Here is a 23,509-nt window from a genome sequence, read left to right as displayed (position 1 = left end):
ATGCAAGCAACCAGCACGAACACCTGCACTCTTCAAGGCCCCGCGACTCGACGCGCTGCATCGCTCACGATCACACTCGCGCTCGGTATTGCGCTCGCCATCGCCGGCTGCGCGGCAACCGACCCACCCGCTGCATCCGCGGTCGCCGGCGCGGCCGCGTCGGCACCCGCGCCCACAAGCGCCCCGCTCCCGCCCGCGCTGATCCCCGTACCGAGCTCGCTCGCACTGCGCGCCGGTGCGTTTGTCCTCGATGGCGCCACGCGCATCCACGCGACGGGCGACGCGACGACGGTCGCTGCACACATCGCCGCGTATTTCGAACACACGCGCAAATTCGCTCTCACCGTATCGGCGGTGCCGACGGACCGCAGCATCGCGCTGACCGTCACGCCTGATGCGGACGCAAACCCGGAGCGCTACACCCTCGACATCACGCCCGAGCGCATCGCCATCGATGCACCGACGCCGGCCGGGCTGTTCCGCGGCGCGATGACGCTGTGGCAATTGCTGCCCCCGTCCGGACCGCAGACGGTGCCGGCGCTGCGCATCGAGGACGCACCGCGCTTCGGCTGGCGTGGCCTCATGCTCGACAGCGCGCGCCACATGCAGACCGTCGACGAGATCAAGCGCCTGCTCGACGCGATGGCGCAGCACAAGTTCAACCGCTTCCACTGGCATCTCACCGACGACCAGGGCTGGCGCATTCCGATCGACGGCTGGCCGAAGCTCACCGACACCGGCGCCTGCCGCATCCCGCTCGGCGATGCGGGGCGCAATGCCGACGGCACGCCGCGGCAGTACTGCGGTCACTACACGAAGCAGCAGATCCGCGAGATCGTCGACTACGCTGCGGAGCGCCACATCGAGGTGGTGCCGGAGATCGACATCCCGGGCCACGCGCAGGCCGCAATCGCCGCGTATCCCGAACTCGGCGTGCTCGACACGCCGCCCGCGGTGTCGGCCGAATGGGGCATCCACACGTACCTGTTCAATGCCGAGGAATCCACGTTCGCGTTCCTCGACGAGGTGTTCCGCCAGGCGATGGACCTCTTCCCCGGCACCTACATCCACGTCGGCGGCGACGAGGCCGCGAAGGATCAGTGGATCGCGTCCGAACGCGTGCAGGCGCGCATCCGCGAACTCGGCCTCGAGGACGAACACGACCTGCAGGCGTACCTGATGGCGCGCATCGAACGCGTGCTTGCCGAGCGCGGCCGGCGCCTGATCGGCTGGGACGAGATCCTCGAAGGCGAGTTGCCGGTCACGGCGACGGTGATGTCGTGGCGCGGCAGCGAAGGCGGCATCGAGGCCGCGAAACACGGCAACGATGTGGTGATGTCGCCGTACACCGACCTGTACCTCGATTATCTGCAGAGTACCTCGCCGAACGAGATCCCGGGCCGGCCGCTGCCGCAGGTGACTCTGCGCAAGGTGTACGACTACGAGCCGGTGCCGGCGGAACTGAGCGCGGACGAGGCAAAACACATTCTCGGTGCGCAGGGCAACCTGTGGACCGAGCACCTGCGCAGCATCGAACGCGTCGAACGCGCGTACTTCCCGCGCGCCGCGGCCCTGTCCGAAGCGCTGTGGACGGCGGATGCGCAGCAGGACTGGCGCGGATTCCTCGCGCGGCTGCCGGCGCAGTTCGCGCGTTACCGCGCGCTCGGCGTGACATGGTCGACCACGGCGTTCGAACCCGCCATCGCGCTCGCGGCGGACCCGGCCGCCGGCCGCGTGCGGGTCACGCTGGCCAATCAGGTCGATCTCGGCGAGATCCGCTACACGCTCGACGGCAGCGCGCCGACGCCGGCGTCGACACGCTACGCCGCGCCGTTCGACGCACCGATCGGCGCGTCGCTGGTCGCGACGACGTTCGTCGATGGCGTGGCGATCGCGCCGGCGCAGTCGCGCGCGCTCGACCGCACGAGCCTGCTGCGGCGCACCGACGAAGGCTTGACATCGTGCACCGACAGCCTGCGTCTGCGCCTGGAGGACGACGGTCCGGCGGACGGCGAACGCGCGTTGTTCGAGGTGGACATCTTCAACCCGTGCTGGCTGTTCGAAGACGCGCCGCTGGACGGCATCGCGACGGTCGAGGTGCGTGCGGCACAGCTTCCGTACGCGTTCCAGCTGTGGAACGACGAGAAGAATCGCCGCAGCCGACCGAAGACGACGGCACATGGCGAGCTCGAGCTGCGCGCCGGATGCGAAGGTCCCCTGCTCGCGACGGCCGCGTTGCCGGCGCGTGCGGGCGCGGACGGATTTTCCACGTTCCGGTTGCCGATTGCGGCAAGGCCCGGCGCGGAGGATCTGTGCCTGTACTTCACCGGCGACACGCGGCCCACGTACTGGGCCATCGACGCGGTGCAACTGGTCCCGGCCGAATAGCCGGGGCCAGCGTACCGGCGGTCACCGCCGGCGGCCGCTCCGCGCGGAGCGGCCGCGGTCCGGGAGACCGGTTCAGCGGTTCTTGTCGCTCTTGTTGCGCAGTTCCTGGTTGCCGCGCGCGTGGCTGCCGAGTTCGGCATGCAACGCATCGGGCGACGGCCGCGTGGAGGTGACTTCGCCGCTGCGCGGCTCGCCTGGCACATGCGGCTGCGGCGCGCCGGTGTCCTTCTGGCCGGTGTGCGCGTTCGGCGCGGGGTAACTCGGCGGCTGGCGTGCGCGCTCGTTCTTGGCTTCGAGCAACTGCTGCATGTGCCGCAGGGCGGTGTCCGGATCGTGGGTGCCCGCGACGACGGGCAGCGGCTCGATCCGCGGTGTCGGCGCGCGTCGGGCGGGCGTCGACTGCGGCGCGGAAGCACGGCCGGTTGCGGCGGTCTTCGCCGGGCCCCTGCTCGCCGCAGCCTGGCGCGCCGGGGCCTTCTTCGCCGCAGCCTGCTTCGCATCGCCGCGCCCGGCAGCCGGGCGCTTCGCCGCGGACTTGCCTGCAGTGGACTTCTTCGCCTCCGTTGTCCGCGTCGCGGCCTTCGTTGCCGGCGCCTTCCTGCTTGCGGGTGCCTTCTTCGCCACGGTCTTCTTCGCGGTGATCTTCTTTGCGGCGGAGGCTTTCTTTGCTGCGGCCTTCTTCGCAGCGGGGACCTTCTTCGCTGCGGCTTTCTTCACAGCGGGTGCTTTCTTCGCTGCAGCCTTCTTCGCGGCGGGGGCCTTCTTTGCTGCAGCCTTCTTCACGGCGGATGATTTCTTCGCCGCGGCCTTGCCGGCGCCGGGTTTCTTCTTCGCCGCCGACTGCTTCGCGCCGGTCCGGGATGCAGCGGTGCGGGCGGCCGGGGTCTTCTTCGCGGCTGCCTTTTTCTTCGCGGGTGTCTTGGCCATGAACTCGTTCCTCCGGTGGGTGGGCGAGCGTGCGCGGACGGGACATACGTGGCGACGGCTCGACGCGTTCTGGTTACCACGCGATGCCTTTACCAGCGTTAAGCGAAACGCCGGTTTCGCTGCTGCGCTGCAGCGTGTCAGTGCTCGGCGGCCACCGTCGGAGCACCGCCGCGCGCAGGTCCGCCGCGCAGGAAGAGCACGAGCGGAATCACCGCCAGCGTCAGCACCAGCATCACGTGGAAGTCGTTGACGTAACCGATGACGGCCGCCTGCCGCGTGACCTCGGCGTTGAGCGCGCTCGCGCCGGCGGCGGTGGCCGGATCCCACGCCGACGGCAGCAGCGCCGCTTCGGCGCCCCAGCCGGGCACGCGCGCTCCGATCTCGGCGTGGTTGATCTGCGTGTTGCGCGCCAGCAGCGTGATCACCAGCGAAATGCCGATGCTCGACCCGATGTTGCGCATCAGGCTGAAGAGGCTTGCCGCCTCGGTGCGCGCCTGCGCCGGCAGGGTGCTGTACGCCACGGTGGAGATCGGCACGAACACTAGCCCGAGTCCGAGCCCCTGGACGAGACCGATGGCGACGATGCTCCGCTGCGACACATCGACGCCCATCGCGGTCATGTCGTGCAGCGAATAGGCGGTGAGCAGCAGTCCCACCACGATCGGCACACGCGTGTCGACACGGCCGATGAGACGGCCCACCAGCATCATGCCGAGCATCGTGCCGACGCCGCGCGGGGCCAGCATCAGGCCCACGTCGAGCACCGGGTAGTGCATCAGCTGGTTGAGGTACGGCGGCAGCAGCGCGAGCGTCGCGAACAGCACGATGCCGACGACGAAGATCAGCGCGCTCGACAGCGCAAAATTGAAGTTCGCGAAGAGGCGCAGGTCCATCACCGGATGGCTTGCGCCGCGCCAGTGCACGGCGTAGAGGTACAGGCCGAGCAGCGCCAGCGCGAGTTCGATCCGGACCTCGAACGCGCCCAGCCAGTCCTGCGATTGCCCGCGATCCAGAAACAGCTGCAGCGCACCGATGCCGATCGCCAGCAGCAGGAAGCCGGTCCAGTCCATCGGCCGGCGCACGGTGGTTTCGGTCTTCACGCTTGCGGCCACGCCCAGCAGCGCGAGAATGCCGACCGGCACGTTGATCAGGAACACCCAGCGCCAGCTGTAGTCCTCGGTCAGCCAGCCGCCGAGCGGCGGGCCGAGGATCGGACCCACCATCAGTCCCATGCCCCACATCGCCATCGCCGCGCCGTGTTTCTCCTTCGGGAACACATCCAGCAGCAGCGATTGCGACAGCGGCACCAGCGCCGCGCCGAACACGCCCTGCAGGACGCGGAACAGCACCATCTCGCCGATGCCGGTGGCCAGGCCGCACAACACCGAGGCCACGGTGAATCCCGCGATGGACACGAGCAGCAGGCGTCGGCGTCCGAGCACGGCCGAGAGCCAGCCGGTAAGCGGCATCATGATCGCCGACGCCACGATGTACGAGGTCAGCACCCACGCCGCCTGGTCCTGCGTGGCCGACAGCGAACCCTGCATGTCCGGCAGCGCGACGTTGGCGATCGTGGTGTCGATCGCCTGCATGAGCGTTGCCAGCATCACCGACACGACGAGCAGGCCACGGCGCTGGGTGGCGGTGCCGAGTGGAGGGATGGATGTGGTGGTGGTGGCGGCGCTCATGCGTGTCTCCTTCCCCCTTGACGGGGGAAGGCCGGGATGGGGGTGGCTTTTGCTCTGATTCTGGGAGCGCGTTTGCTTCGAGTTGCTTCGGAACCGGGAGGGCGGCAGCAGGAGCAAGAGCCACCCCCATCCCAACCCTTCCCCCGTCAAGGGGGAAGGGCTAGAAGCGGCGTCAGCTTGTGGCGACGGTGTCGCTGGCGTCGTCGAGTTGCACGCGCACGTCCGCGCTCATGCCGGCACGCAGCGGCGGGCCGTCGGCGGGCACGTCCTCGAGCTCCAGCCGCACCGGGATGCGCTGCACGATCTTGACCCAGTTGCCGCTGGCGTTCTGCGGCGGCAGCACGCTGAACTCGGCGCCCGACGCGGGACTGATCGACCCGATGCGGGCATCCCACTCGCGGCCGGGATAGCTGTCGATGCGGATCCGGGCGTGCTGTCCCACGCGCATGCGTTCGAGGTCGGTTTCCTTGAAGTTGGCCTCGATCCACACCGGCGCCGCGGCCACCAGCGGAAACGCGGCCTGGCCCACGTTGAGGTATTCGCCCGGTTGCAGGTCGTGGCTGCCGACGATGCCGGCGACCGGCGCACGCACCTGGGCATGCGCAAGATCGAGTTCGGCCTGTTCGACGGCGGCCTTCGCGGCGCGATAGTCGGGCAGCGACTCGATCGAATCGCCGGGCTTGCCGCCCAGCGTGAGGCGCGACTTCTCCACCGCCGCCGCGGCGCGCTCGCGTTCGGCCTTCGCGCCGGCGAGCGCATGCGCGGCGTCGTCGAGCGCCTTCTGCGCCACGAGCCCGCGCCCGCGCAATTCCTGCTGGCGTTCGAACTCCTGTCGCGCCCAGCGCTCGGTCTCCGACGCCGCGCGCAAGGCGGCGTCGGCTTCGCGCATCGCGGCGCGGTTCGCGCCGCTGCTGTCGGACACATGCGCGAGCTGCGCCTGCGCCTGTTCGAGCGCGATGTGCAGCGGTGCGGTATCGAGTTGGAACAGCAGGTCGCCCTGCTCCACGCGCTGGTTCTGCGCCACCAGCACCTGCGTGACGCGTCCGGCCACCTGCGGCGCGATCATCACGCGGTCGGCCTTCACGTAGGCGTTGTCGGTCGAGACCGCATCGGCGCCGGCGACCCAGTTCCACGCGAACACGCCGGCGACGACGAGCGGGCCGGCCAGCCACAGCAGCAGGCGCGTGCGGCGCGGCCGTGCCGCGGGCGCGACGGCCGGGGACGCGACGTTTGCGATGGCGGGCGCGTCGACGATCTCGGCGGTGGCCGGGTCGAGCGCGGCGGCGGACGCAGTGCGGGGGTTCGGAGCGTTCATCGTGTGCTGGTCCGGGGTGCGGGGATCGCGCCGGCGTCGCCGCGATCCAGGGTCTGCAGGTTCTGCTTGATGGCGTTGAGGGTGCGCTCGGTCACGGCCATGTCGGCGGCGGGAATCGCGCCGAGCACGGCCTCGCGCATCTCGCCGGACAGGCGATCGACCGCGCGCATGACCTCGTGCGAGGCCGGGGCGAGGTGCAGGCGCCACTTGCGCCGGTCGGCGGGATCGGCGCGGCGCTCGACGAAGCCGGCCTTCTGCAGCCGGTCGATGACGCGGCCGATCGCGATCGGCTCCATTTCGAGCTCCTCGGCCAGCGCGGCCTGGGTCAGGCCGCTGTCGCGCCCGATGCACTTGAGCGCGCGCCACTGCGCGCGAGTGAGGTTGAGGTGGGCCACGCGGCGGTCGAACTCGCGGCGGAAGAGGCGGGTCACGTCGGCCAGGAGGTAGCCGAGGGAGATTTCCGATGCCTTGTTCATGATAAACGGAATTATCATGTCCTAGGCATCTATTTGCAAGCGGCGATCCGGCGCCGCTCAGGTGGCGTTCGGAGTTGCATGCCGCACAAACGACAACGCCGGCACGAGGCCGGCGTTGTCGGTCGTCACGCTGGATCGGCGCGGATCATTTCTTCCACTGCCCCAGCGCCGCGAGGCCGTTGTCCCGGGCGCGGGCGTACACGGTCTGCTGCGCCTTGGCGACGTTGCCGGCCATGTCCCTGGACCAGATCTGCAGCGCCGCGGTCTGCATCGCGCGACCGTACGAGAACGACAGCGGCCAGGGCTTGGAGCCCATCTGGTTCATCGCGTTGAGATGCGCGGTGGCCTGCTCGTCGCTCTGGCCGCCGGACAGGAACACGATGCCCGGCAGCGTTGCCGGCACGGTGGACTTCAGGCAGCGCAGCGTGGCCTCGGCCACCTCCTCGACGTCGGCCTGCTCGGGGCAGTCCTTGCCCGACAGCACCATGCTGGCCTTGAGGATGGTGCCTTCGAGCAGGACGTTGTGCTCGTACAGCGCGCCGAACAGCGAACGCAGCGTGGCTTCGGTGACCTCATAGCAGATGTCGATGTCGTGGCTGCCGTCGATGAGGACTTCCGGCTCCACCATCGGCACGATGCCCGCTTCCTGGCACAGCGCGGCGTAACGCGCGAGCGCGTGGCAGTTGGCTTCGATGCAGGTGCCGCTCGGGCTCTCGTCGCTGATCGCGATCACGGCACGCCACTTGGCGAACTTGGCCCCGAGCCTGGCGTATTCCTTGAGGCGATCGCGCAGGCCGTCGAGGCCTTCGGTGACGACATCGCCCGGGAACCCCGCGAGCGGCACCGGGCCTTTGTCGACCTTGATGCCCGGCAGGATGCCGGCGTCCATCATCACCCTGGTGAACGGCACGCCGGCCTTGGTGCTCTGGCGCAGGGTTTCGTCGTACAGGATGGCGCCGGAGATGTGGTCGCTCAGCTTCGGCGTGGTCAGCAGCATTTCGCGGTAGGCGCGGCGATTCTCTTCCGTGCTCTCGATGCCGACGCCGTCGAAGCGCTTCTTGCAGGTGGTGTTGGATTCGTCGATCGCGATGATGCCCTTGCCCGGGGCCATCATGGCCTGGGCGATTTCTTCGAGTTGATCGATGCTCATGCAGTGCTCCGGATGGGGACGACGCGGGATGTGGCGACACGGAAATCACGTCGCCGCGATCGGGCGCGGGACGAGGGGTCTGCAATTATAGCGGTTCCCGGCACGGGCGACCGACGCCTGCATGGCGTCGCGCCTGCGTGCTCGCGACCACCGGCATCCGCAGGACGTGACCGCACTCGTGCAAGGCCGCCGGCGACGGCGGCGCACCGCTGCGCCGATCCGCCGCCGCACGCGTGACGGCACGCGCCCGGTTCACGTAGGCTGCGGCCAGCCTTCCAGCTTCCACAACGCATGCCCGGCGACGCGTCAACTGCACCGCTCGACACCCTGCTCGCGTCCGTGCGCGCCTGCCGCCTGTGCGCGGCGCACCTGCCCTTCGAACCGCGCCCGCTGCTGCGTGCCGGCGCCTCCGCGCGTCTGCTCATCGCCGGCCAGGCGCCGGGGGCCCGCGCGCACGAATCGGGCGTTCCGTGGAACGATGCCAGCGGCATCCGCCTTCGCCAGTGGCTGGGTCTTGAACGCGAGGTGTTCTACGACGACAGCCGCATCGCCATCGTGCCGATGGGCTTCTGCTTTCCCGGCAAGGGCGAATCCGGCGACCTGCCGCCGCGCCCCGAGTGCGCGCAGACCTGGCACCCGCACTTGCTGCCGCTGCTGCCGCGGGTCGGACTGACTCTGGTCATCGGCCACTACGCACAGGTGTTCTTTCTCCGCCAGCGCCGCAAGACCACCCTCACCGACACCGTGCGTGCCTGGCGCGACTACCTGCCGCACGCCCTCCCGCTGCCGCACCCGAGCCCGCGCAACCAGCTCTGGTTCAAGATGAATCCATGGTTCGAGGCGGAGCTTGTGCCCGAGCTGCGGCAGCAGGTGGCGGCGCTGCTGTAGCGTGCTGCGTGCGTGGGCAGAGCGGGATCCGCCGCGCTGTCTGCGGCAGCCGGCGGCTGGCGCGCACCGGCGAACTTCCTGACGCCTCCAAGGTCCGACCCACGCCGCATATCGGCGACATCGGAGAGAGGCTTTGTCGACATCGACACCAACGTCTCCACCCCCGACACGCTGGAAACGCACGCTTCGCTGGCTTGCCGCCGGGCTGATCGGTGTCGTGCTGCTTGCTGTCGCAAGTGCTCTGTTCATCGCGGTGTTCGGCTCCGCCTGCAGCCTCCGTCGCGTGCACATGGCGCGCGCGCAACTGGCGTCGCTGGAAGGAAAGATCGAACAATTCCGGCTCGACACGGGTCGCCTGCCGTCGACGCTGCACGAACTCACTCTGCCCGGGAACGCGGGGCTCGGACCGTATTCGAGACCGAGCGAGCTGCGCGACCCGTGGGGCGAACCGCTGTACTACCGGGTGTTGAACGCGCGCGCGTTGAGCGCGTCGCCCGACTACACGCTGTTCACGCTCGGATCGGACGGCAGGCTCGGTGGCAGCGACGACGCAGCCGATTTGCTGGTGCCGGATCCCGATCCGTGACGTGGTGTCGATCGCGCATGCCGGCGCTTGCCGCTGCCGTTGTCCGCACGTGTGCCCTCTCGGTCGATACGTGCGACCGCGCGCCGCGTCAGGAGCGGACGCTCAGGTCGCCGCCGACTCGGCGAAGTGCCGCCAACCGCGCGGCACGGGCAGCGGGTTGCCGGCGGGATCGAGCAACGCCACGCCGTCGCCGTCGCGCACGCGCCCGATGCGCGTGGCGGGCGTGCCGGAGGCGATCAGGTCCGCGAGCAGCGCGTCGCAGTCGATCTGCGCCACGGTGAAGGCCAGTTCGTAGTCGTCGCCGCCGGCCGCCTGCAGCGGCAGACGGCCGGCGGCGTCCGCAAGGCGACGCAATGCGTTCGACGCCGGCAGCGCGGCGGCGTCGATGTCGATCGCCACGGCACTGGCGCGCGCGACGTGGCCGAGGTCGGCGACGAGACCGTCGGAGACGTCGATGCAGGCGCGCGCGCGGCCGCGCAAGATTGCGGCGGCGGCGACGCGCGGCGTGGGCCGTGCAAGGCGCCGGCGCAGGAAGGCGTGTGCTTCGGCATCGGCCGACGCGCCTGCGTCCGGTGCGGGATGTTCCCAGCGCTGCAGCCCCGCCGCGGCATCGCCGAGGGTGCCGGTGACGCAGACGATGTCGCCCGGATGCGCATTCGCGCGCTTGAGCGCCTGGGCGTGCGGCACGAAGCCGAGCGCGGTCACGCAGATCGACAGAGCGCCGCGGGTGGTGTCGCCGCCGACCAGGGCGACATCGTGCCGCGCCGCGAGTTCGGAAAACCCGTCGAGGAAGGCGTCGAGCCAGGCCGCGTCCGGCTGCGGCAGCGACAGCGATAGCAGCGCCCACGCCGGCGTCGCGCCCATTGCCGCGAGGTCGGACAGGTTCACCGCGAGTGCCTTCCAGCCGATGTCGGCGGGCGCGGTGTCGGGCGGAAAGTGCACGCCGACGTTCATCGTGTCGCATGCGGCGACGAGGCGCTCGGTGGCATGCGGCACCAGCAGCGCGGCGTCGTCGCCGATGCCCAGGCGCACGTCGCCGCGACGCACGACGCGTGCGCGGATGCGGTCGATCAGGTCGAATTCCATCATGGGCGCCACGCCTGCGGACCCGTTGCGTCGGATGGGCGCCGCTGCTGCTGCACGCTGCTGCGTCCGCACGATCGACGCGCGCCCAACAATGCATGCCAGCCCGAAACTCCGGGTATCACGTCGCTGCATTCCTTCTCCCTGCGGGAGAAGGTGCCGGCAGGCGGATGAGGGCGAGTCACGTCAGGCGACCGTGCATCGGCGGGCAGATTCAAGCGGGCAATCACGGCGCCACAACACACACGTCGCCGTTGGCTCGCTCGATGTGAGCCCGACCGTGGCGCCCTCATCCGGCCCTGCCGGGCCACCTTCTCCCGACGGGAGAAGGAAGCCGTCGTCGAAGGCTCGCTGCGGAATGGCTGGACCCGTGCCATGTACACCGGCGCGCAACGGCCTGGCTCAACCGCGACGCGCCGAAGCCTCTGCCGCACGCCACGTGGCCGCCGCCTTGTCCAGCACGCCGTTGACGTAGGTGTGCCCGTGGTCGGCGCCGAAGCGCTTGGTGGTTTCGATCGCCTCGTTGATGACGACGCGGTACGGCACGTCCGGCCGGTGCAGCAATTCGTAGGCCGCGATGCGCAGCACGCCGCGCTCGATCGGATCGACCTGCGCGATCTCGCGGTCGAGGAACGCGCGCAGCTCGCCGTCGAGCTGGTCGAGGTGGCGGTCGATGCCGCGCACGATGTCCTCGAAGTACTCGAGGTCGGCCACTTCCATGTCCTGCTCGGCACGGAACTGCTCGATCACCTGCTCGATGGTCTGCCCGGACAGTTGCCACGCGTAGATCGCCTGCAGCGCGCGGCGGCGCGCGCGCGAGCGTGCCTGGGGGTCCACACCGTCGGGGCGCGGACGCCGGTGTTCGTTGCCGCTCATGCCAGTTGCTCCAGCAGATCCGCCATTTCGATCGCGGCCAGCGCCGCCTCCTCGCCCTTGTTGCCGTGCGCGCCGCCGGCGCGGGCGACGGCGTCCTCGTGCGCCTCCACGGCCAGCACGCCGTTGGCCACCGGCACCTCGTGCTCCAGCGCCACGCGCATCAGGCCGTCCGCGCAGCCGTCGGCCACCTGCTCGTAGTGCCGCGTGTCGCCGCGCACCACGCAGCCGAGCGCGACGATGGCCGCGTGCCTGCCCTGCCGTGCGATGCGCCTGGCCGCGAGCGGGATTTCCCACGCGCCGGGCACGCGCACGAGGTCGATCGCGTCGGCGCCGATGCCGTTGGCCGCAAGCGTGGTGCGCGCCCCGTCCACCAGCGCATCGACGATGCGCGGGTTCCAGCGGCTGGCGACGATCGCGAATCGCGCGCCCGCGCGTACGCGGATTTCGCCCTCGTATCGGCTCATGCGGCACTCGACCGGGAAAGGACGGACAGTGTACCCGGCTCGACGTAACCCACCACTTCCAGGCCGAAGCCGGCCAGCGCCACCTGCCGCCGCGGCGTGCCGAGCACGCGCAGGCGGCGCGCGCCGAGGTCGGCGAGGATCTGCGCGCCGACGCCATTGCGCCGCCACTGCGCGGGGCCCGCGGCGGCGCTGGTGTCGGCATCGCCGCGCAGGCGCGCGAGCACGTCGTCGGCCTCGTTCTGCGCCGCCAGCACCACCACCACGCCGCACGGCGCTTGCGCAACGGCGTCGAGCGCGTGCGCGAGCGAGATGCCGAGGTCGGCACGTTCCAGATGCAGCACGTCGCTGAGCTGGTTCTTCACGTGCACCCGCACCAGGGTTTCGTCCGCCAGCGCCGGATCGCCGTGCACCAGCGCGAAGTGCAGATCGTGCGAGAGGCGGTCGCGCCAGGTGACGAGGCGGAACGGGCCGCGATCGGTGTCCACGTCGCGCGCGTCGACGCGCTGGATGGTGGCTTCGGTCTGCAGCCGGTACTGGATCAGATCGGCGATGGAACCGATCTTCAGTCCATGCTGCCGGGCGAAGACTTCCAGCTGCGGCCGGCGCGCCATGCTGCCGTCGGGATTGAGGATTTCCACCAGCACGCCGGCCGGCTCGAGGCCCGCAAGCAGGGCAAGATCCGATGCCGCCTCGGTATGGCCGGCACGGCTGAGCACGCCGCCGGGTTGCGCCGCGAGCGGAAAGATGTGCCCGGGCTGGTGCAGGTGCTCGGGCCGCGCATCCGGCTGCACGGCGGTGCGCACGGTGTGGGCGCGGTCGTAGGCCGAAATGCCGGTGGTCACGCCTTCGGCCGCCTCGATCGAGACGGTGAAATTGGTCCGGTACTGCGAGCGGTTGTCGCTCACCATCGGCGGCAGGCGCAGCTGCTCGCAGCGCTCGCGCGTGAGCGACAGGCACACCAGGCCGCGCGCGTGCGTGACCATGAAGTTGATGTCTTCCGGCCGCACCTTGCACGCGGCCATGATGAGATCGCCTTCGTTCTCGCGGTCTTCGTCGTCGACGACGACCACCATGCGGCCGGCACGGATTTCTTCGAGCAGTTCGGGGACGGAAGCGAAGGGCATGGGAGAGCTCACCGGGTTGTACGGATGCACGTCGTGGTGCTCGGGGCGACCGGACACGCGCGGACTCTGGGTGCCGTCATTCCCGCGCACGCGGGAACGAGGCCGCGGTAGTCAGGCGTTCGACATAGCGCGCCACCTGGTCCACTTCGATGTTGACCTGCGTGCCGACCCGCGCGGCACCGAACGCCGTGTGTTCCATCGTGTGCGGCACGAGATTGACCTCGAACGTCGCGCCGTCGGCGGTGTCCTCGACCCGGTTGACGGTGAGGCTGACGCCGTCGATCGCCACCGACCCCTTCTGCGCGATGTAGCGCGCGAGCGCGCGCGGCACGGCGAAGCGCCAGCGCAGCGAACGCGCGTCCGCGTCGATGGCCAACACGGTGCCGAGGCCGTCGACGTGGCCGGAGACGAGGTGTCCGCCAAGACGCGTGGTCGGCAACAGCGCGCGTTCGAGGTTCACCGCGGCGCCGTCGGCCAGCGCGCCGAGCGTGGTGCGCGAGAGCGTTTCGTTCGAGACGTCCGCGGCGAAGCCGTCGGCATCGAATGCGACCACGGTCAGGCAGACGCCCGAGACCGCGATGCTTTCGCCCAGCGCGATATCGGCGCGCGGCAGGGAGCCCGCGTCGATCCACAGGCGCAGGTCGCCGTCGCGTGGCTCGCGCACGCGCAGCGCGCCGACCGCTTCGATCAACCCGGTGAACATGCGGGCCTCACGAGACGACCGGCGTCGCGCCTTGCGCCGCCGCAGAGGGCTGCGGCTGCAGCCGCAGGCGCAGGTCGGGGCCGATCTGGCGCTGTTCCAGCACCATGAATCCCTGGCGTTGCGCCATCGCCACCGGGTCGATGCCGCCGAACAGCGGTCGTCCCGACTCGCCGAGCAACACCGGCGCGATGTAGAGCAGCAATTCGTCGACAAGGCCCGCGCGCAGCAGTGCGCCGGCGAGCGTGGCGCCCGCTTCCACCTGCACCTCGTTGATCTCGCGTCGCGCCAGTTCGGCCAGCGTGGCGGCAAGATCGAGGCCGCCGTCCTGCATCGGCACCCAGGCACGTTCGCGTGCACGCCAGGGTTCGGACACCTTGGCATCGGGTGCGTGGATGAACAGCGTCGGCGCCTGACCGTCCTGCAGATGGCTGTCCAGCGGCGTGGCAAGGCCGATGTCGAGTACCACGCGCAGCGGCGGCGCGAACGGCGTGTCGTCGCCCAGGCGCACGGTGAGATGCGGATCGTCGGCAAGCACGGTGCCGCTAGCGGTGAGCAGCGCACCGGCGCGCGCGCGCCAGCGCTGCACGTCGGCGCGTGCGGCCTCCGAGCTGATCCATTTCGAGGTGCCGTCGCGCAACGCGGTGCGTCCGTCCAGGCTCATCGCGAGCTTGACCCGCACCCACGGCCGGCCGCGCTCGATGCGCGAGAAAAAGCCGCGATTGAGCGCGCGCGCCTGCGCCTCCATCAGCCCGGACACCACGTCGATGCCGGCTGCGCGCAGCGCGTCCAGGCCCTTGCCGTCCACCTGCGGGAACGGATCGCGCACCGCCGCCACCACGCGCGCGACGCCGGCCGCGATCAGCGCTTGCGTGCACGGCGGCGTGCGGCCGGTATGCGCGCACGGTTCGAGGGTGACGTACGCCGTCGCCCCGCGCGCGCGATCGCCTGCGATGCGCAGCGCGTGCACTTCCGCGTGCGGCTCGCCGGCGCGGGCATGGAACCCTTCTCCCACGCGCTGCTCGCCGAGCGCGATCACGCAGCCCACCATCGGGTTGGGCCGCGCGGTGTAGGCGCCGCGCTCGGCCAGACGCAGCGCGTGCGCCATGTGTGCGTGGTCGATGGCGGAGAATCCGGTCATGCGGGGTCGATCCCGTGGCGTTGCGCGCTGCAGTCGAAGGCCATGACGAACACGTCGTCGCCGCTCGCCACGGCGACCACGTGCACGCGTGCGACCACCGTCCAGCCCAGCCGTGCGTAGTAGTCCACGAGCGACAGCACGCAGTAGAGATACAGCGTCACGATGCCGAGCGCGCGGGCGTCCTCGACGCAGCGGCGCACCAGCGCCGTGCCGATGCCGCGTCCGCGCATGTCGTCGCGCACCACCAGGGTCGCCAGCCACGGCGAGTAGTCGCGGATGCGATCGTGGTCGTTTTCGAGCAGGCTCACCGTGCCGAGCCAGCGTTCGCCGTCCAGCGCCAGCAGTGTGGTCGGAATGGTGCGCGTGCCGGTGTGCGTGCGCAGTTCCGCCAGCGCCTGCGCCTGGCTCCAGTCCGGCAGCTGGTGCGCGAACGCGGCCGACTGCGCCGCGGCCACCGCCGGCGCGAGCGCCGGATGCTCCGACAGGTAGGCAAGGCGCATCAGCGTCTGCGCGGCGGTGCCGCGACGTCCGGCTCGGCGAGCAGCGGCAGCTGCACCTTGTCCAGCCCCGGCAATTCGCGTTCGAGGCGTTCGATCTCCTCGCGGAAGGCCTGCACGTCCTCGAAACTGCGATACACCGACGCAAACCGCACGTACGCCACCTGATCGAGCTTGCGCAGCTCCACCATCACGTATTCGCCCACCCGCAGCGACGGGATCTCGCGCTCGGCACTGGTGCGCAGTGCGTGGATCACGGCACGCACGGCGGCGTCGATGTCGGCCTCGGACACGGGCCGCTTCTGCAGCGCGCGGTCGAAGCTCACGCGCAGCTTGCGTTCGTCGAAGGCCTCGCGGCGCCCGTCGTTCTTGACGATGGCCGGCAGCTTCAGTTCCGCGGTCTCGAAGGTGTTGAAACGCTCGGCACACTTCGGGCACTCGCGCCGGCGACGGATCGTGGTTCCGTCATCGCTTTCGCGCGAGTCGATGACGCGGGTGTCGTCGTGCTGGCAGAACGGGCAGTGCATCAGGGGTGGGGAGTCGGGAATCGGGAATCGGGAATCGGGAAAGCGCGCACGGCGACGTCGGGATTCGCGTCTGCGACTCCCGACTCCCGACTGCCGATTCCCGGCTCCCTCACGCGTAGACAGGCAGACGCTTGCATTGCGCTTCCACGTTCGCGCGCACGCGGGCGATCACGTCGGCATCGGCCGGGGCGTCGAGCACGTCGCAGAGCCAGCCGGCGAGGTCCGTGCAGTCCTGCTCGGTGTAACCGCGCGTGGTGACCGCCGGCGTGCCGATGCGCAGGCCCGAGGTGACGAACGGCGAGCGCGGATCGTTCGGCACCGCATTCTTGTTGACCGTGATGTGGGCGCGGCCGAGGGCGGCTTCGGCGTCTTTGCCGCTCACGTCGCGGCCGATCAGGTCGATCAGCATCAGGTGGTTTTCGGTGCCGCCGGAGACGACCTTGTAGCCGCGCGCGATCAGCGTCTTCGCCATCGCCTGCGCGTTTTTCACCACCTGCGTCTGGTAGGCGGAAAACTCCGGCGCGAGCGCCTCGAGGAACGACACCGCCTTGGCCGCGATCACGTGCATCAGCGGTCCGCCCTGGATGCCGGGGAACACGATCGACTGCAGCTTCTTTTCGAGTTCTTCCCCCGCTCCCCTGGCCAGGATGATGCCGCCGCGCGGACCGCGCAGCGTCTTGTGCGTGGTGGAGGTGACGATGTGCGCATGCGGCAGCGGACTCGGGTACACCCCGCCCGCAACAAGACCGGCGACATGCGCCATGTCCACGAAGAGGTACGCGCCGACCTTGTCGGCGATCGCGCGGAAGCGCGCCCAGTCCACCACCTGCGAATACGCGCTGAAACCTGCCACCACCATCTTCGGCGTGTGTTCGACGGCGAGCGCCTCGACCGCGTCGTAGTCGATGAGGCCGGTGGCCGGATCGATGCCGTACTGCACCGCGTTGAACAGCTTGCCGGAGATGTTGACCTTGGCGCCGTGCGTCAGATGGCCGCCGTGCGCGAGCGACATGCCGAGAATGGTGTCGCCCGGCTGCAGCAGCGCCAGATAGACCGCCTGGTTGGCCTGCGAGCCCGAGTGCGGCTGCACGTTGGCGTAATCGCAGTCGAAGAGCTGTTTCACGCGCTCGATGGCGAGTTTTTCCGCCACGTCGACGTACTCGCAGCCGCCGTAGTAGCGCTTGCCCGGATAGCCCTCCGCGTACTTGTTGGTCAGCACCGAGCCCTGGGTTTCCATCACCCGCACCGAGCAGTAGTTCTCCGAGGCGATCAGTTCGACATGATCCTCCTGTCGGCGCGCCTCGTCGGCGATGGCGCGGGCGAGCTCGGGATCGAAGTCGGCGAGCGGCGTCTTGGACTGGGCGAAGGTCATTCGGGATTCGGCCGGCGGCGAGAGGACCCTTATGATAGCGGGCTTGGCGTCGCAACGCGCCGTTTGCAGGGTTTGTCGATGTCCCAAGGCACCTCCGACATCGCCGCTTCCGCGCCCGATGCGCTCGACGCCGGGAGACCGGGCGCGGCGGAAGCGGCCGCGCTCGCGGAAGCGGAGGCCAACCCGTCACCGGCGCGCTGGATGGATGTGGCCCTGGAAGCGTTCAGCGCCTATCGATTCGACGCCGGACATGCCGCTGTGGCGCGAGCGCTGACGCTCGATCCCGATGCGCTCATGGCGCGCTGGGCCGCGTTCCAGTTCCCTCGCGCGGCAGCCCCGGCCACGGCGACCGATGCGGACGCTTTCGTGGCGCGCTGGTCTGCCGGACTGGCCGAATTCGAGGCCCTGGATTTCGACGATCCGCGCTGGGCGGCGCAGGTCTGGAGTTGCATCGGCCAGTGCACCGCGTTCTACCTGCACTATGTCACGGATGCCATCGCCGAGCAGGCGCGCTACGGTGCGCTCGTGCATCGCATGATGGCCGCGCTGTCGCCGTCACCGGCTCTATCCGCGCCACGGATGCGCGCGCGCCGACGCATCGTCTTCGTGTCGGCGTACCTGCGCGAACACACGGTGGCGAGGCTGTTCCTGCCGCTGTTCGCACGTCTCGATCCGGCCAGTTTCGACGTCCATGGCATTGCGCTCGGCGGCGCGCCGGATGCGCTGGTGCACGATCTTCCGCCGCACGTCACCTTGCACCGCGCCAACGTCCCTGCCGACATCTGGCGCGACCACCTGCGACGGCTGGCACCGGACGTGATCGTCTATCTCGACATCGGCATGCATCCGGTGTCGCAGGCGTTGGCGGCGCTGCGCCTGGCACCGGTGCAGGCGGTGCTCTGGGGCCACCCGGTCACCACGGGGCTGCCCACGATCGACTGGGTGCTGAGCCCTGACGCGATGGAGCCCACGGACGGCGCCAGTCACTACACCGAGCGGTTGTTCCGCCTGCCCGGCCTCGGGCACGCGCTGCGCCGTTCGCCCCCGCCCGCAGCGGTGGCATCGACGCTGCGCCGCGCGCCGGGCAATATCGAATTGCTGTGTCCGCAGAGCGTCTACAAGCTGTTGCCCGGACACGACGCGTTGTTCGCGCGCATCCTCGCGCGGCTGCCGCGTGCGCGGCTGCACCTGATCGCACACGAACAGGCCCACGTGCGCGAGTGGCTTGCCGCGCGCATGGCGCCGACGCTCGCCGCGCACGGGGTCGATCCAGTGGGGGTCGTGCTGCATCCGATGCTGCCGCTGCCCGAGTACCTCGCGCTCGCGCGCGACTGCGACCTGGGGCTCGACTCCGTCGGCTGGTCCGGTGGCATGAGTTCGATCGACCTGCTGAGCCAGGGCCTGCCGATCGTCACCGTGGCGGGCCGTCTCATGAGAAGCCGCCAGACCGCCGCGTTGCTGCAACGGCTGGGCGCACCCGAGCTGGTCGCCATCAACGAGGAGGATTACGTCGAACGCGCCGTGGCCCTCGCCAACGACACGCCGCGACGCGACGCACTCGCCGCCCGCCTGCGCGAAAACGCCCCTCGGCTGTACCAGAACGACGACGCCGCAGCCGGTCTCGCCGAATTCCTGGCCACGGTGCAAGCCACCGGCTGACTCGTAACCCCGGTGCGCCTGCAACGCGCGGGGAAAACATTCCGCGCCGATTCCCGCCGTGGCACGAACGCGCCGCATGCGCGATAATCCGCAGGTTGGCTGCAAATCCCCCGCGTCAAACCGCGCGTTTACCTCGAATCCCGCGCCCGTTGCGTGCCCCGCACGCGACGGCGGCGCCGATGCCGCAGCAAAGCGCCCTGCCGAACACCAAGAGACTTCCCATGCAATACATCTACACCATGAACGGCGTGTCGAAAGTGGTCCCGCCGAAGCGCCAGATCATCAAGGACATCTCGCTGTCGTTCTTCCCCGGCGCCAAGATCGGCCTGCTCGGACTGAACGGCTCGGGCAAGTCGACCGTGCTGCGCATCATGGCCGGCGTCGACACCGATTTTCAGGGCGAATCGCGCCCGCAGCCCGGCATCAAGGTCGGCTATCTCGAACAGGAGCCGCGCCTGAACCCGGAACACACGGTGCGCCAGGCGGTCGAGGAAGGCGTCGGCGAGGTGCTGAACGCGCAGGCCGCGCTCGACGCGATCTATGCCGCCTACGCCGAGGACGGCGCCGATTTCGACAAGCTCGCCAAGGAGCAGGAACGCCTCGAGGCCATCCTCGCCGCCGGTGACGCGCACACGCTGGAAAACCAGCTCGAAGTGGCTGCCGATGCGCTGCGCCTGCCGCCGTGGGACGCGATCTGCGGCAAGCTCTCCGGTGGCGAGAAGCGCCGCGTGGCGCTGTGCCGGCTGCTGCTGCAGAAGCCGGACATGCTGCTGCTCGACGAACCGACCAACCATCTCGACGCCGAATCGGTCGAATGGCTCGAACAGTTCCTGCAGCGCTACACCGGCACCGTGGTGGCCGTGACGCACGACCGCTACTTCCTCGACAACGCGGCCGAGTGGATCCTCGAACTCGACCGCGGCCGCGGCATCCCGTGGAAGGGCAACTACACCGAGTGGCTCAAGCAGAAGGACGAGCGCCTCAAGCAGGAAGAGAACCAGGAAAAATCCCGCCAGAAGGCGATCGCGCGCGAGCTCGAATGGGCGCGCAGCAACGCCAAGGGCGGCCGCAGCAAGGGCAAGGCGCGCCTGGCGCGCATGGAAGAGCTGCAGTCGGTCGACTACCAGAAGCGCAACGAGACCAACGAGATCTTCATCCCGCCGGGCGAACGGCTCGGGCAGAACGTGATCGAGTTCAGGAACGTCAGCAAGAGCTTCGGCGATCGCCTGCTGATCGACGACCTGAGCCTGATCATCCCGAACGGCGCCATCGTCGGCATCATCGGTCCGAACGGCGCCGGCAAGTCGACCCTGTTCAAGATGATCACCGGACTCGAGAAGCCCGACAGCGGCGAGGTGGTGCTCGGGCCGACGGTGAAGCTGGCCTACGTCGACCAGAGCCGCGAGAAGCTCGAAGGCGACAAGAACGTCTGGCAGGAAGTGTCGGGCGGCTCGGACATCCTCAACATCAACGGTGTGGAGATCCAGTCGCGCGCCTACATCGGCCGCTTCAACTTCAAGGGCCAGGACCAGCAGAAACTCGTCGGCACGCTGTCGGGTGGTGAACGCGGCCGCCTGCATCTGGCGAAAACCCTGCTGCAGGGCGGCAACGTGCTGCTGCTCGACGAACCCTCGAACGACCTCGACATCGAAACCCTGCGTGCGCTGGAAGACGCAATCCTCGAATTCCCCGGCTGCGTGCTCGTGATCTCGCACGACCGCTGGTTCCTCGACCGCATCGCCACGCACATCCTCGCGTTCGAAGGCGATTCGCACGTCGAGTTCTTCCAGGGCAACTACCGCGAGTACGAGGAAGACAAGAAACGTCGCCTCGGCGAGGAAGGTGCGAAGCCGCATCGCCTGCGGTTCAAGGCGCTGAAGTAGGCCGCAGTGACGTCGCGATTGCGCAGCATGTCAGCCAACTCCGCATCCGCGCTTTGCGGGCGGGTTCGCCGCCGATGAGCCCGCCATTGGTCTCGATCCTGATCCGAAGCATGGATCGGCCGTCGCTGCAGCGGGCGCTCGACTCGGTCGTCGCGCAAACGTGGCCTTCGATCGAGATCGTGGTCGTTGCCGCCTCGGGCGCGTCACACCGGGATTTGCCGCCAGAAATTCGCGGCCGCACGGTCCGCCTCGTGCATGCCGCTTCGGGATTGCCGCTCAGTCGACCCGATGCGGCGAATCTGGCAATCAGTCATGTGCGCGGCGAGTGGTTCAACTTTCTCGACGATGACGACGAATTTCTTCCGCACCACGTCGAGACACTGGTCACAGCCAGCGGGCTGGCGGCACAACGCGTCCGGTACAGCCGTACCGCCGTCCGCGACGAGCACGGCCATGTCACGGGCCACAGTGGCAGCCCGGGGTTCCATGCGCAGCTTTATTTCCAGGCGCGGGGAACGTTCATCGCAACGATGTTTCATCGCAGCCTCCTCGATGAAGGCGTCCGGTTTGATCCGGCCTTTCTGTCGTTCCAGGACCGCGACTTCATGGTCAACTGCGCCACGCGTACCGCCTTCGGATTCGTGGATGCGGTGACCTGCGTCTGGAATGCGCACACCGGCGAGTCCGGCAGCGGGCATGGGCAGAACCGTCGCAGCACGGTGCAGGACACCTACCTTCCCATGCTGCGGCAAAAATGGGCTGCTGCGTTCGATCAATGGCTGGCCAAGCCGGAGGCGCTGCTGTTCATGGGCCAGCATTTGCTGCGTGAACAGAAGCCGCAACAGGCGCTGCGTTATCTGGAGCAAGCCTTGGCAGACGCACCTCGCGACGTGAATGCGTTGAACCTCTGCGCGATGGCGAATTTCCATGTCGGCAATTTCGCGCGAGCTGAAGCGTTGCTGCGCAACGCGATCATGTTGTACCCCGATATCGACAGCATCCGCTCCAATCTCGCGCTGGTGCTGAGCGGGAGACGTGCTCCGTGACCTTCCTGCGTTCGCTGCTGCGTCGCTCGCATGCCAGGAACTCGCTGCTCTGTGCGGGACTCGATCCGGAACCCGCGAAGCTGCCCCACGCTGTGGTGTCGGGCTCTGATGCGGTGTTCGAGTTCTGCCGCGCCATCGTCGACGCCACGGCCGACGTCGTCTGCGCCTTCAAGCCGCAGATCGCGCACTTCGCCGCGCTCGGTGCGGAAGACGCGTTGCGCCGGCTGATCGCGCATATCCACACGCGCCATCCCGGTGTGCCGGTGATCCTGGACGCCAAGCGTGGCGACATCGGCAGCACCGCGTCGCATTACGCGAGCGAAGCGTTCGACCGCTACGGCGCCGACGCGGCAACGGTGAATCCCTACCTCGGCCGCGATTCGGTGCAGCCGTTCCTCGACCGTGCCGATCGCGGCGTCGTGATCCTGTGTCGCACGTCCAACCCAGGCTCCGGGGAGTTCCAGGACCTGCTCGTCGACGGCCGCCCGCTGTACCAGCACGTGGCGCAGCGCGTTGCTGCCGACTGGAACGGCAACGGCAATTGCATGCTCGTGGTCGGTGCCACCTGGCCGAAGGAGCTGGCGCAGGTGCGCGCGCTGGTCGGCACGATGCCGTTCCTCGTGCCGGGAATCGGCGCGCAGGGCGGCGACGTCGAGGCCGTGGTGCGCAACGGCGCCACGCCGGACGGCGGTGGCCTCGTCATCAGTTCCTCGCGCGCGATCCTCTACGCCGGCAGCGGCCGGGATTTCGCCGACGCGGCGCGCGCCGCCGCGATCGAGCAGCGCGACGCGATCAATCGCTGGCGCTGAACGTCGCTCGGCGTGCGCGGCGCGCGGCGCGCCACGCGCGGAATGCCGCGAGCGGAAACCGCATCGCGATGCCGGCCGGTACCAGCGCGCGCAACCACGGCGGCGACGTGGCCGCGTCGAATTTGCGGAAATAACGCAGCATGCCGCGGTGCTTCTGCCATTCGACCCACACGGGCCGACGCCGGCTCGATGTGCCCTTGTGGTGCGGCACGCGCACGTCGTTCGCGATGGCGACCAGATGCCCGCTGTCGAGCACGCGGCGGCACAGGTCGAGATCTTCGCAGTGGAGAACGTAACCGGTGTCGAATCCGCCGAGCCGCTCGAACAGTGCGCGCGGCATCAGCATCAGCGCACCGGACACGGCGTCGACCGCTTCGACGGCAGGTGCGACTTGCGGCACGAACGGCTCGCTCGCCGGCGACGGCCGCAGTCCGAGCGCCAGGCGCAGGGCCTGCGCCGGCCGCGGCGTGCTGCGGCGCGAGGCGGCCTGCGGCGCGCCGTCGGCATCGAGCAGCTGCGCACCGAGCGCACCGATGCGCGGGTCGCGCGCGGCGTGATCGCGCAGCGCGGTCAGCGCGCCGCGCGGAAGTTCGCAGTCGGGATTGAGAAACAGCAGCCAGTCGCCGCCGCATCCTGCCGCCCCCTGGTTGCATGCGGCGCCGAAGCCGCGGTTGTCGGGGTTGCGCAGGATGCGCAGGCGCGGATCCCGGGGCAGGCGTTCGATGCTCCCGTCACGGGACGCGTTGTCCACCACCACCAGTTCCAGCGCCGGATCCTGCGCCAGCACGGCCGCCACGCCACGCAACAACCAATCGCCGCTGTCGTGCGCGACGATCACCACGCGCAGGGCGTCGACACCGGTATCGGCCGAGGCCGCATCGTGCCGCACGCTGGCAGCGCCACCGGTCAC

Annotated in this window: 23 protein-coding genes; 8 read left to right on the top strand and 15 right to left on the bottom strand. The window is 69.4% G+C overall.

Annotation, left to right across the window (positions count from 1 at the left end; all coding sequences use genetic code 11):
* Nucleotides 1-2,388: a family 20 glycosylhydrolase gene (locus tag HNQ52_RS11330; protein WP_183961290.1), complete on the top strand. Its 2,388-nt coding sequence runs from the start codon at nucleotides 1-3 to the stop codon at nucleotides 2,386-2,388.
* 72 nt (nucleotides 2,389-2,460) lie between these two features.
* On the opposite strand, the gene HNQ52_RS11325 is transcribed toward HNQ52_RS11330, so the two are convergent.
* Entirely contained in the window at nucleotides 2,461-2,697 is a 237-nt protein-coding gene (locus tag HNQ52_RS11325; protein ID WP_183961289.1) for a hypothetical protein, read from the bottom strand.
* Nucleotides 2,698-2,725: 28 nt separating this feature from the next.
* Between HNQ52_RS11325 and HNQ52_RS11320 the strand changes: the two genes are divergently transcribed.
* Nucleotides 2,726-3,565 carry a hypothetical protein gene (locus HNQ52_RS11320; RefSeq protein WP_183961288.1) on the top strand — a complete coding sequence of 280 codons (840 nt, stop codon included), beginning with the start codon at nucleotides 2,726-2,728 and terminating at the stop codon, nucleotides 3,563-3,565.
* Here HNQ52_RS11320 and HNQ52_RS11315 read toward each other — a convergent pair.
* The 4 genes from HNQ52_RS11315 to HNQ52_RS11300 all read right to left on the bottom strand — a co-directional run bounded on the left by HNQ52_RS11315 (nucleotide 3,453) and on the right by HNQ52_RS11300 (nucleotide 7,944).
* Entirely contained in the window at nucleotides 3,453-5,003 is a 1,551-nt protein-coding gene (locus HNQ52_RS11315; protein ID WP_183961287.1) for a DHA2 family efflux MFS transporter permease subunit, read from the bottom strand. The two genes, HNQ52_RS11320 and HNQ52_RS11315, sit on opposite strands and share 113 nt — an antisense overlap.
* A gap of 172 nt (nucleotides 5,004-5,175) precedes the next feature.
* Nucleotides 5,176-6,318 (bottom strand): HlyD family secretion protein, encoded by a 1,143-nt coding sequence (locus HNQ52_RS11310; RefSeq protein ID WP_183961286.1) that lies wholly within the window; start codon nucleotides 6,316-6,318, stop codon nucleotides 5,176-5,178.
* Entirely contained in the window at nucleotides 6,315-6,794 is a 480-nt protein-coding gene (locus HNQ52_RS11305; protein ID WP_183961614.1) for a MarR family winged helix-turn-helix transcriptional regulator, read from the bottom strand. Before HNQ52_RS11305 ends, HNQ52_RS11310 begins: the two co-directional genes overlap by 4 nt.
* A gap of 145 nt (nucleotides 6,795-6,939) precedes the next feature.
* Nucleotides 6,940-7,944, bottom strand: coding sequence for a class I fructose-bisphosphate aldolase (locus HNQ52_RS11300; protein WP_183961285.1), 1,005 nt, complete (start codon nucleotides 7,942-7,944; stop codon nucleotides 6,940-6,942).
* 291 nt (nucleotides 7,945-8,235) lie between these two features.
* On the opposite strand from HNQ52_RS11300, the gene HNQ52_RS11295 reads away from it, so the two are divergent.
* Together HNQ52_RS11295 and HNQ52_RS11290 are read left to right on the top strand one after the other, a co-directional pair.
* On the top strand, nucleotides 8,236-8,832 hold the full coding sequence (locus tag HNQ52_RS11295; protein ID WP_183961284.1) for a uracil-DNA glycosylase family protein: 597 nt from the start codon (nucleotides 8,236-8,238) through the stop codon (nucleotides 8,830-8,832).
* A gap of 217 nt (nucleotides 8,833-9,049) precedes the next feature.
* Complete coding sequence (locus HNQ52_RS11290; protein ID WP_183961283.1) at nucleotides 9,050-9,418, top strand: type II secretion system protein GspG; 369 nt, start codon at nucleotides 9,050-9,052, stop codon at nucleotides 9,416-9,418.
* Nucleotides 9,419-9,520: 102 nt separating this feature from the next.
* On the opposite strand, the gene thiL is transcribed toward HNQ52_RS11290, so the two are convergent.
* The 9 genes from thiL to glyA form a co-directional block, all read right to left on the bottom strand.
* Complete coding sequence (gene thiL / locus HNQ52_RS11285) at nucleotides 9,521-10,504, bottom strand: thiamine-phosphate kinase (RefSeq protein WP_183961613.1); 984 nt, start codon at nucleotides 10,502-10,504, stop codon at nucleotides 9,521-9,523.
* 399 nt (nucleotides 10,505-10,903) lie between these two features.
* A complete protein-coding gene (gene nusB / locus HNQ52_RS11280) occupies nucleotides 10,904-11,377 on the bottom strand; it encodes a transcription antitermination factor NusB (protein ID WP_183961281.1) in 474 nt (157 codons plus the stop codon).
* Nucleotides 11,374-11,841 (bottom strand): 6,7-dimethyl-8-ribityllumazine synthase, encoded by a 468-nt coding sequence (gene ribH, locus HNQ52_RS11275; RefSeq protein WP_183961280.1) that lies wholly within the window; start codon nucleotides 11,839-11,841, stop codon nucleotides 11,374-11,376. Before ribH ends, nusB begins: the two co-directional genes overlap by 4 nt.
* Nucleotides 11,838-12,965, bottom strand: a complete 1,128-nt coding sequence (ribB, locus tag HNQ52_RS11270) for a 3,4-dihydroxy-2-butanone-4-phosphate synthase (protein WP_183961279.1) — start codon at nucleotides 12,963-12,965, stop codon at nucleotides 11,838-11,840. The genes ribH and ribB overlap by 4 nt, the downstream gene beginning before the upstream one ends.
* Before the next feature lie 76 nt (nucleotides 12,966-13,041).
* Nucleotides 13,042-13,668 carry a riboflavin synthase gene (locus tag HNQ52_RS11265; RefSeq protein ID WP_183961278.1) on the bottom strand — a complete coding sequence of 209 codons (627 nt, stop codon included), beginning with the start codon at nucleotides 13,666-13,668 and terminating at the stop codon, nucleotides 13,042-13,044.
* 7 nt (nucleotides 13,669-13,675) lie between these two features.
* A complete protein-coding gene (gene ribD / locus HNQ52_RS11260; protein WP_183961277.1) occupies nucleotides 13,676-14,806 on the bottom strand; it encodes a bifunctional diaminohydroxyphosphoribosylaminopyrimidine deaminase/5-amino-6-(5-phosphoribosylamino)uracil reductase RibD in 1,131 nt (376 codons plus the stop codon).
* On the bottom strand, nucleotides 14,803-15,306 hold the full coding sequence (locus tag HNQ52_RS11255; protein ID WP_183961276.1) for a GNAT family N-acetyltransferase: 504 nt from the start codon (nucleotides 15,304-15,306) through the stop codon (nucleotides 14,803-14,805). The genes ribD and HNQ52_RS11255 overlap by 4 nt, the downstream gene beginning before the upstream one ends.
* Nucleotides 15,306-15,830 (bottom strand): transcriptional regulator NrdR, encoded by a 525-nt coding sequence (gene nrdR, locus HNQ52_RS11250; RefSeq protein WP_183961275.1) that lies wholly within the window; start codon nucleotides 15,828-15,830, stop codon nucleotides 15,306-15,308. Before nrdR ends, HNQ52_RS11255 begins: the two co-directional genes overlap by 1 nt.
* Nucleotides 15,831-15,939: 109 nt before the next feature.
* Complete coding sequence (gene glyA, locus HNQ52_RS11245) at nucleotides 15,940-17,202, bottom strand: serine hydroxymethyltransferase (RefSeq protein WP_183961274.1); 1,263 nt, start codon at nucleotides 17,200-17,202, stop codon at nucleotides 15,940-15,942.
* 78 nt (nucleotides 17,203-17,280) lie between these two features.
* Here glyA and HNQ52_RS11240 point away from each other — a divergent pair, with 78 nt between their 5' ends.
* The 4 genes from HNQ52_RS11240 (at nucleotide 17,281) to pyrF (ending at nucleotide 22,599) form a co-directional block, all read left to right on the top strand.
* Nucleotides 17,281-18,861 (top strand): O-linked N-acetylglucosamine transferase family protein, encoded by a 1,581-nt coding sequence (locus tag HNQ52_RS11240; protein WP_183961273.1) that lies wholly within the window; start codon nucleotides 17,281-17,283, stop codon nucleotides 18,859-18,861.
* 221 nt (nucleotides 18,862-19,082) lie between these two features.
* Nucleotides 19,083-20,744 (top strand): energy-dependent translational throttle protein EttA, encoded by a 1,662-nt coding sequence (gene ettA, locus HNQ52_RS11235; RefSeq protein WP_183961272.1) that lies wholly within the window; start codon nucleotides 19,083-19,085, stop codon nucleotides 20,742-20,744.
* 86 nt (nucleotides 20,745-20,830) lie between these two features.
* Entirely contained in the window at nucleotides 20,831-21,790 is a 960-nt protein-coding gene (locus HNQ52_RS11230) for a glycosyltransferase (RefSeq protein ID WP_183961271.1), read from the top strand.
* Entirely contained in the window at nucleotides 21,787-22,599 is an 813-nt protein-coding gene (gene pyrF / locus HNQ52_RS11225; protein ID WP_183961270.1) for an orotidine-5'-phosphate decarboxylase, read from the top strand. Before HNQ52_RS11230 ends, pyrF begins: the two co-directional genes overlap by 4 nt.
* Here pyrF and HNQ52_RS11220 read toward each other — a convergent pair.
* A complete protein-coding gene (locus HNQ52_RS11220; RefSeq protein WP_343059335.1) occupies nucleotides 22,583-23,509 on the bottom strand; it encodes a glycosyltransferase family 2 protein in 927 nt (308 codons plus the stop codon). The genes pyrF and HNQ52_RS11220 overlap by 17 nt on opposite strands.

Source organism: Chiayiivirga flava (assembly GCF_014202825.1).
In the GTDB taxonomy this organism is placed as follows: domain Bacteria; phylum Pseudomonadota; class Gammaproteobacteria; order Xanthomonadales; family Xanthomonadaceae; genus Chiayiivirga; species Chiayiivirga flava.
Note: the sequence above shows the minus strand (reverse complement) of the source record. Positions and strands in the feature narration are given on the sequence as shown.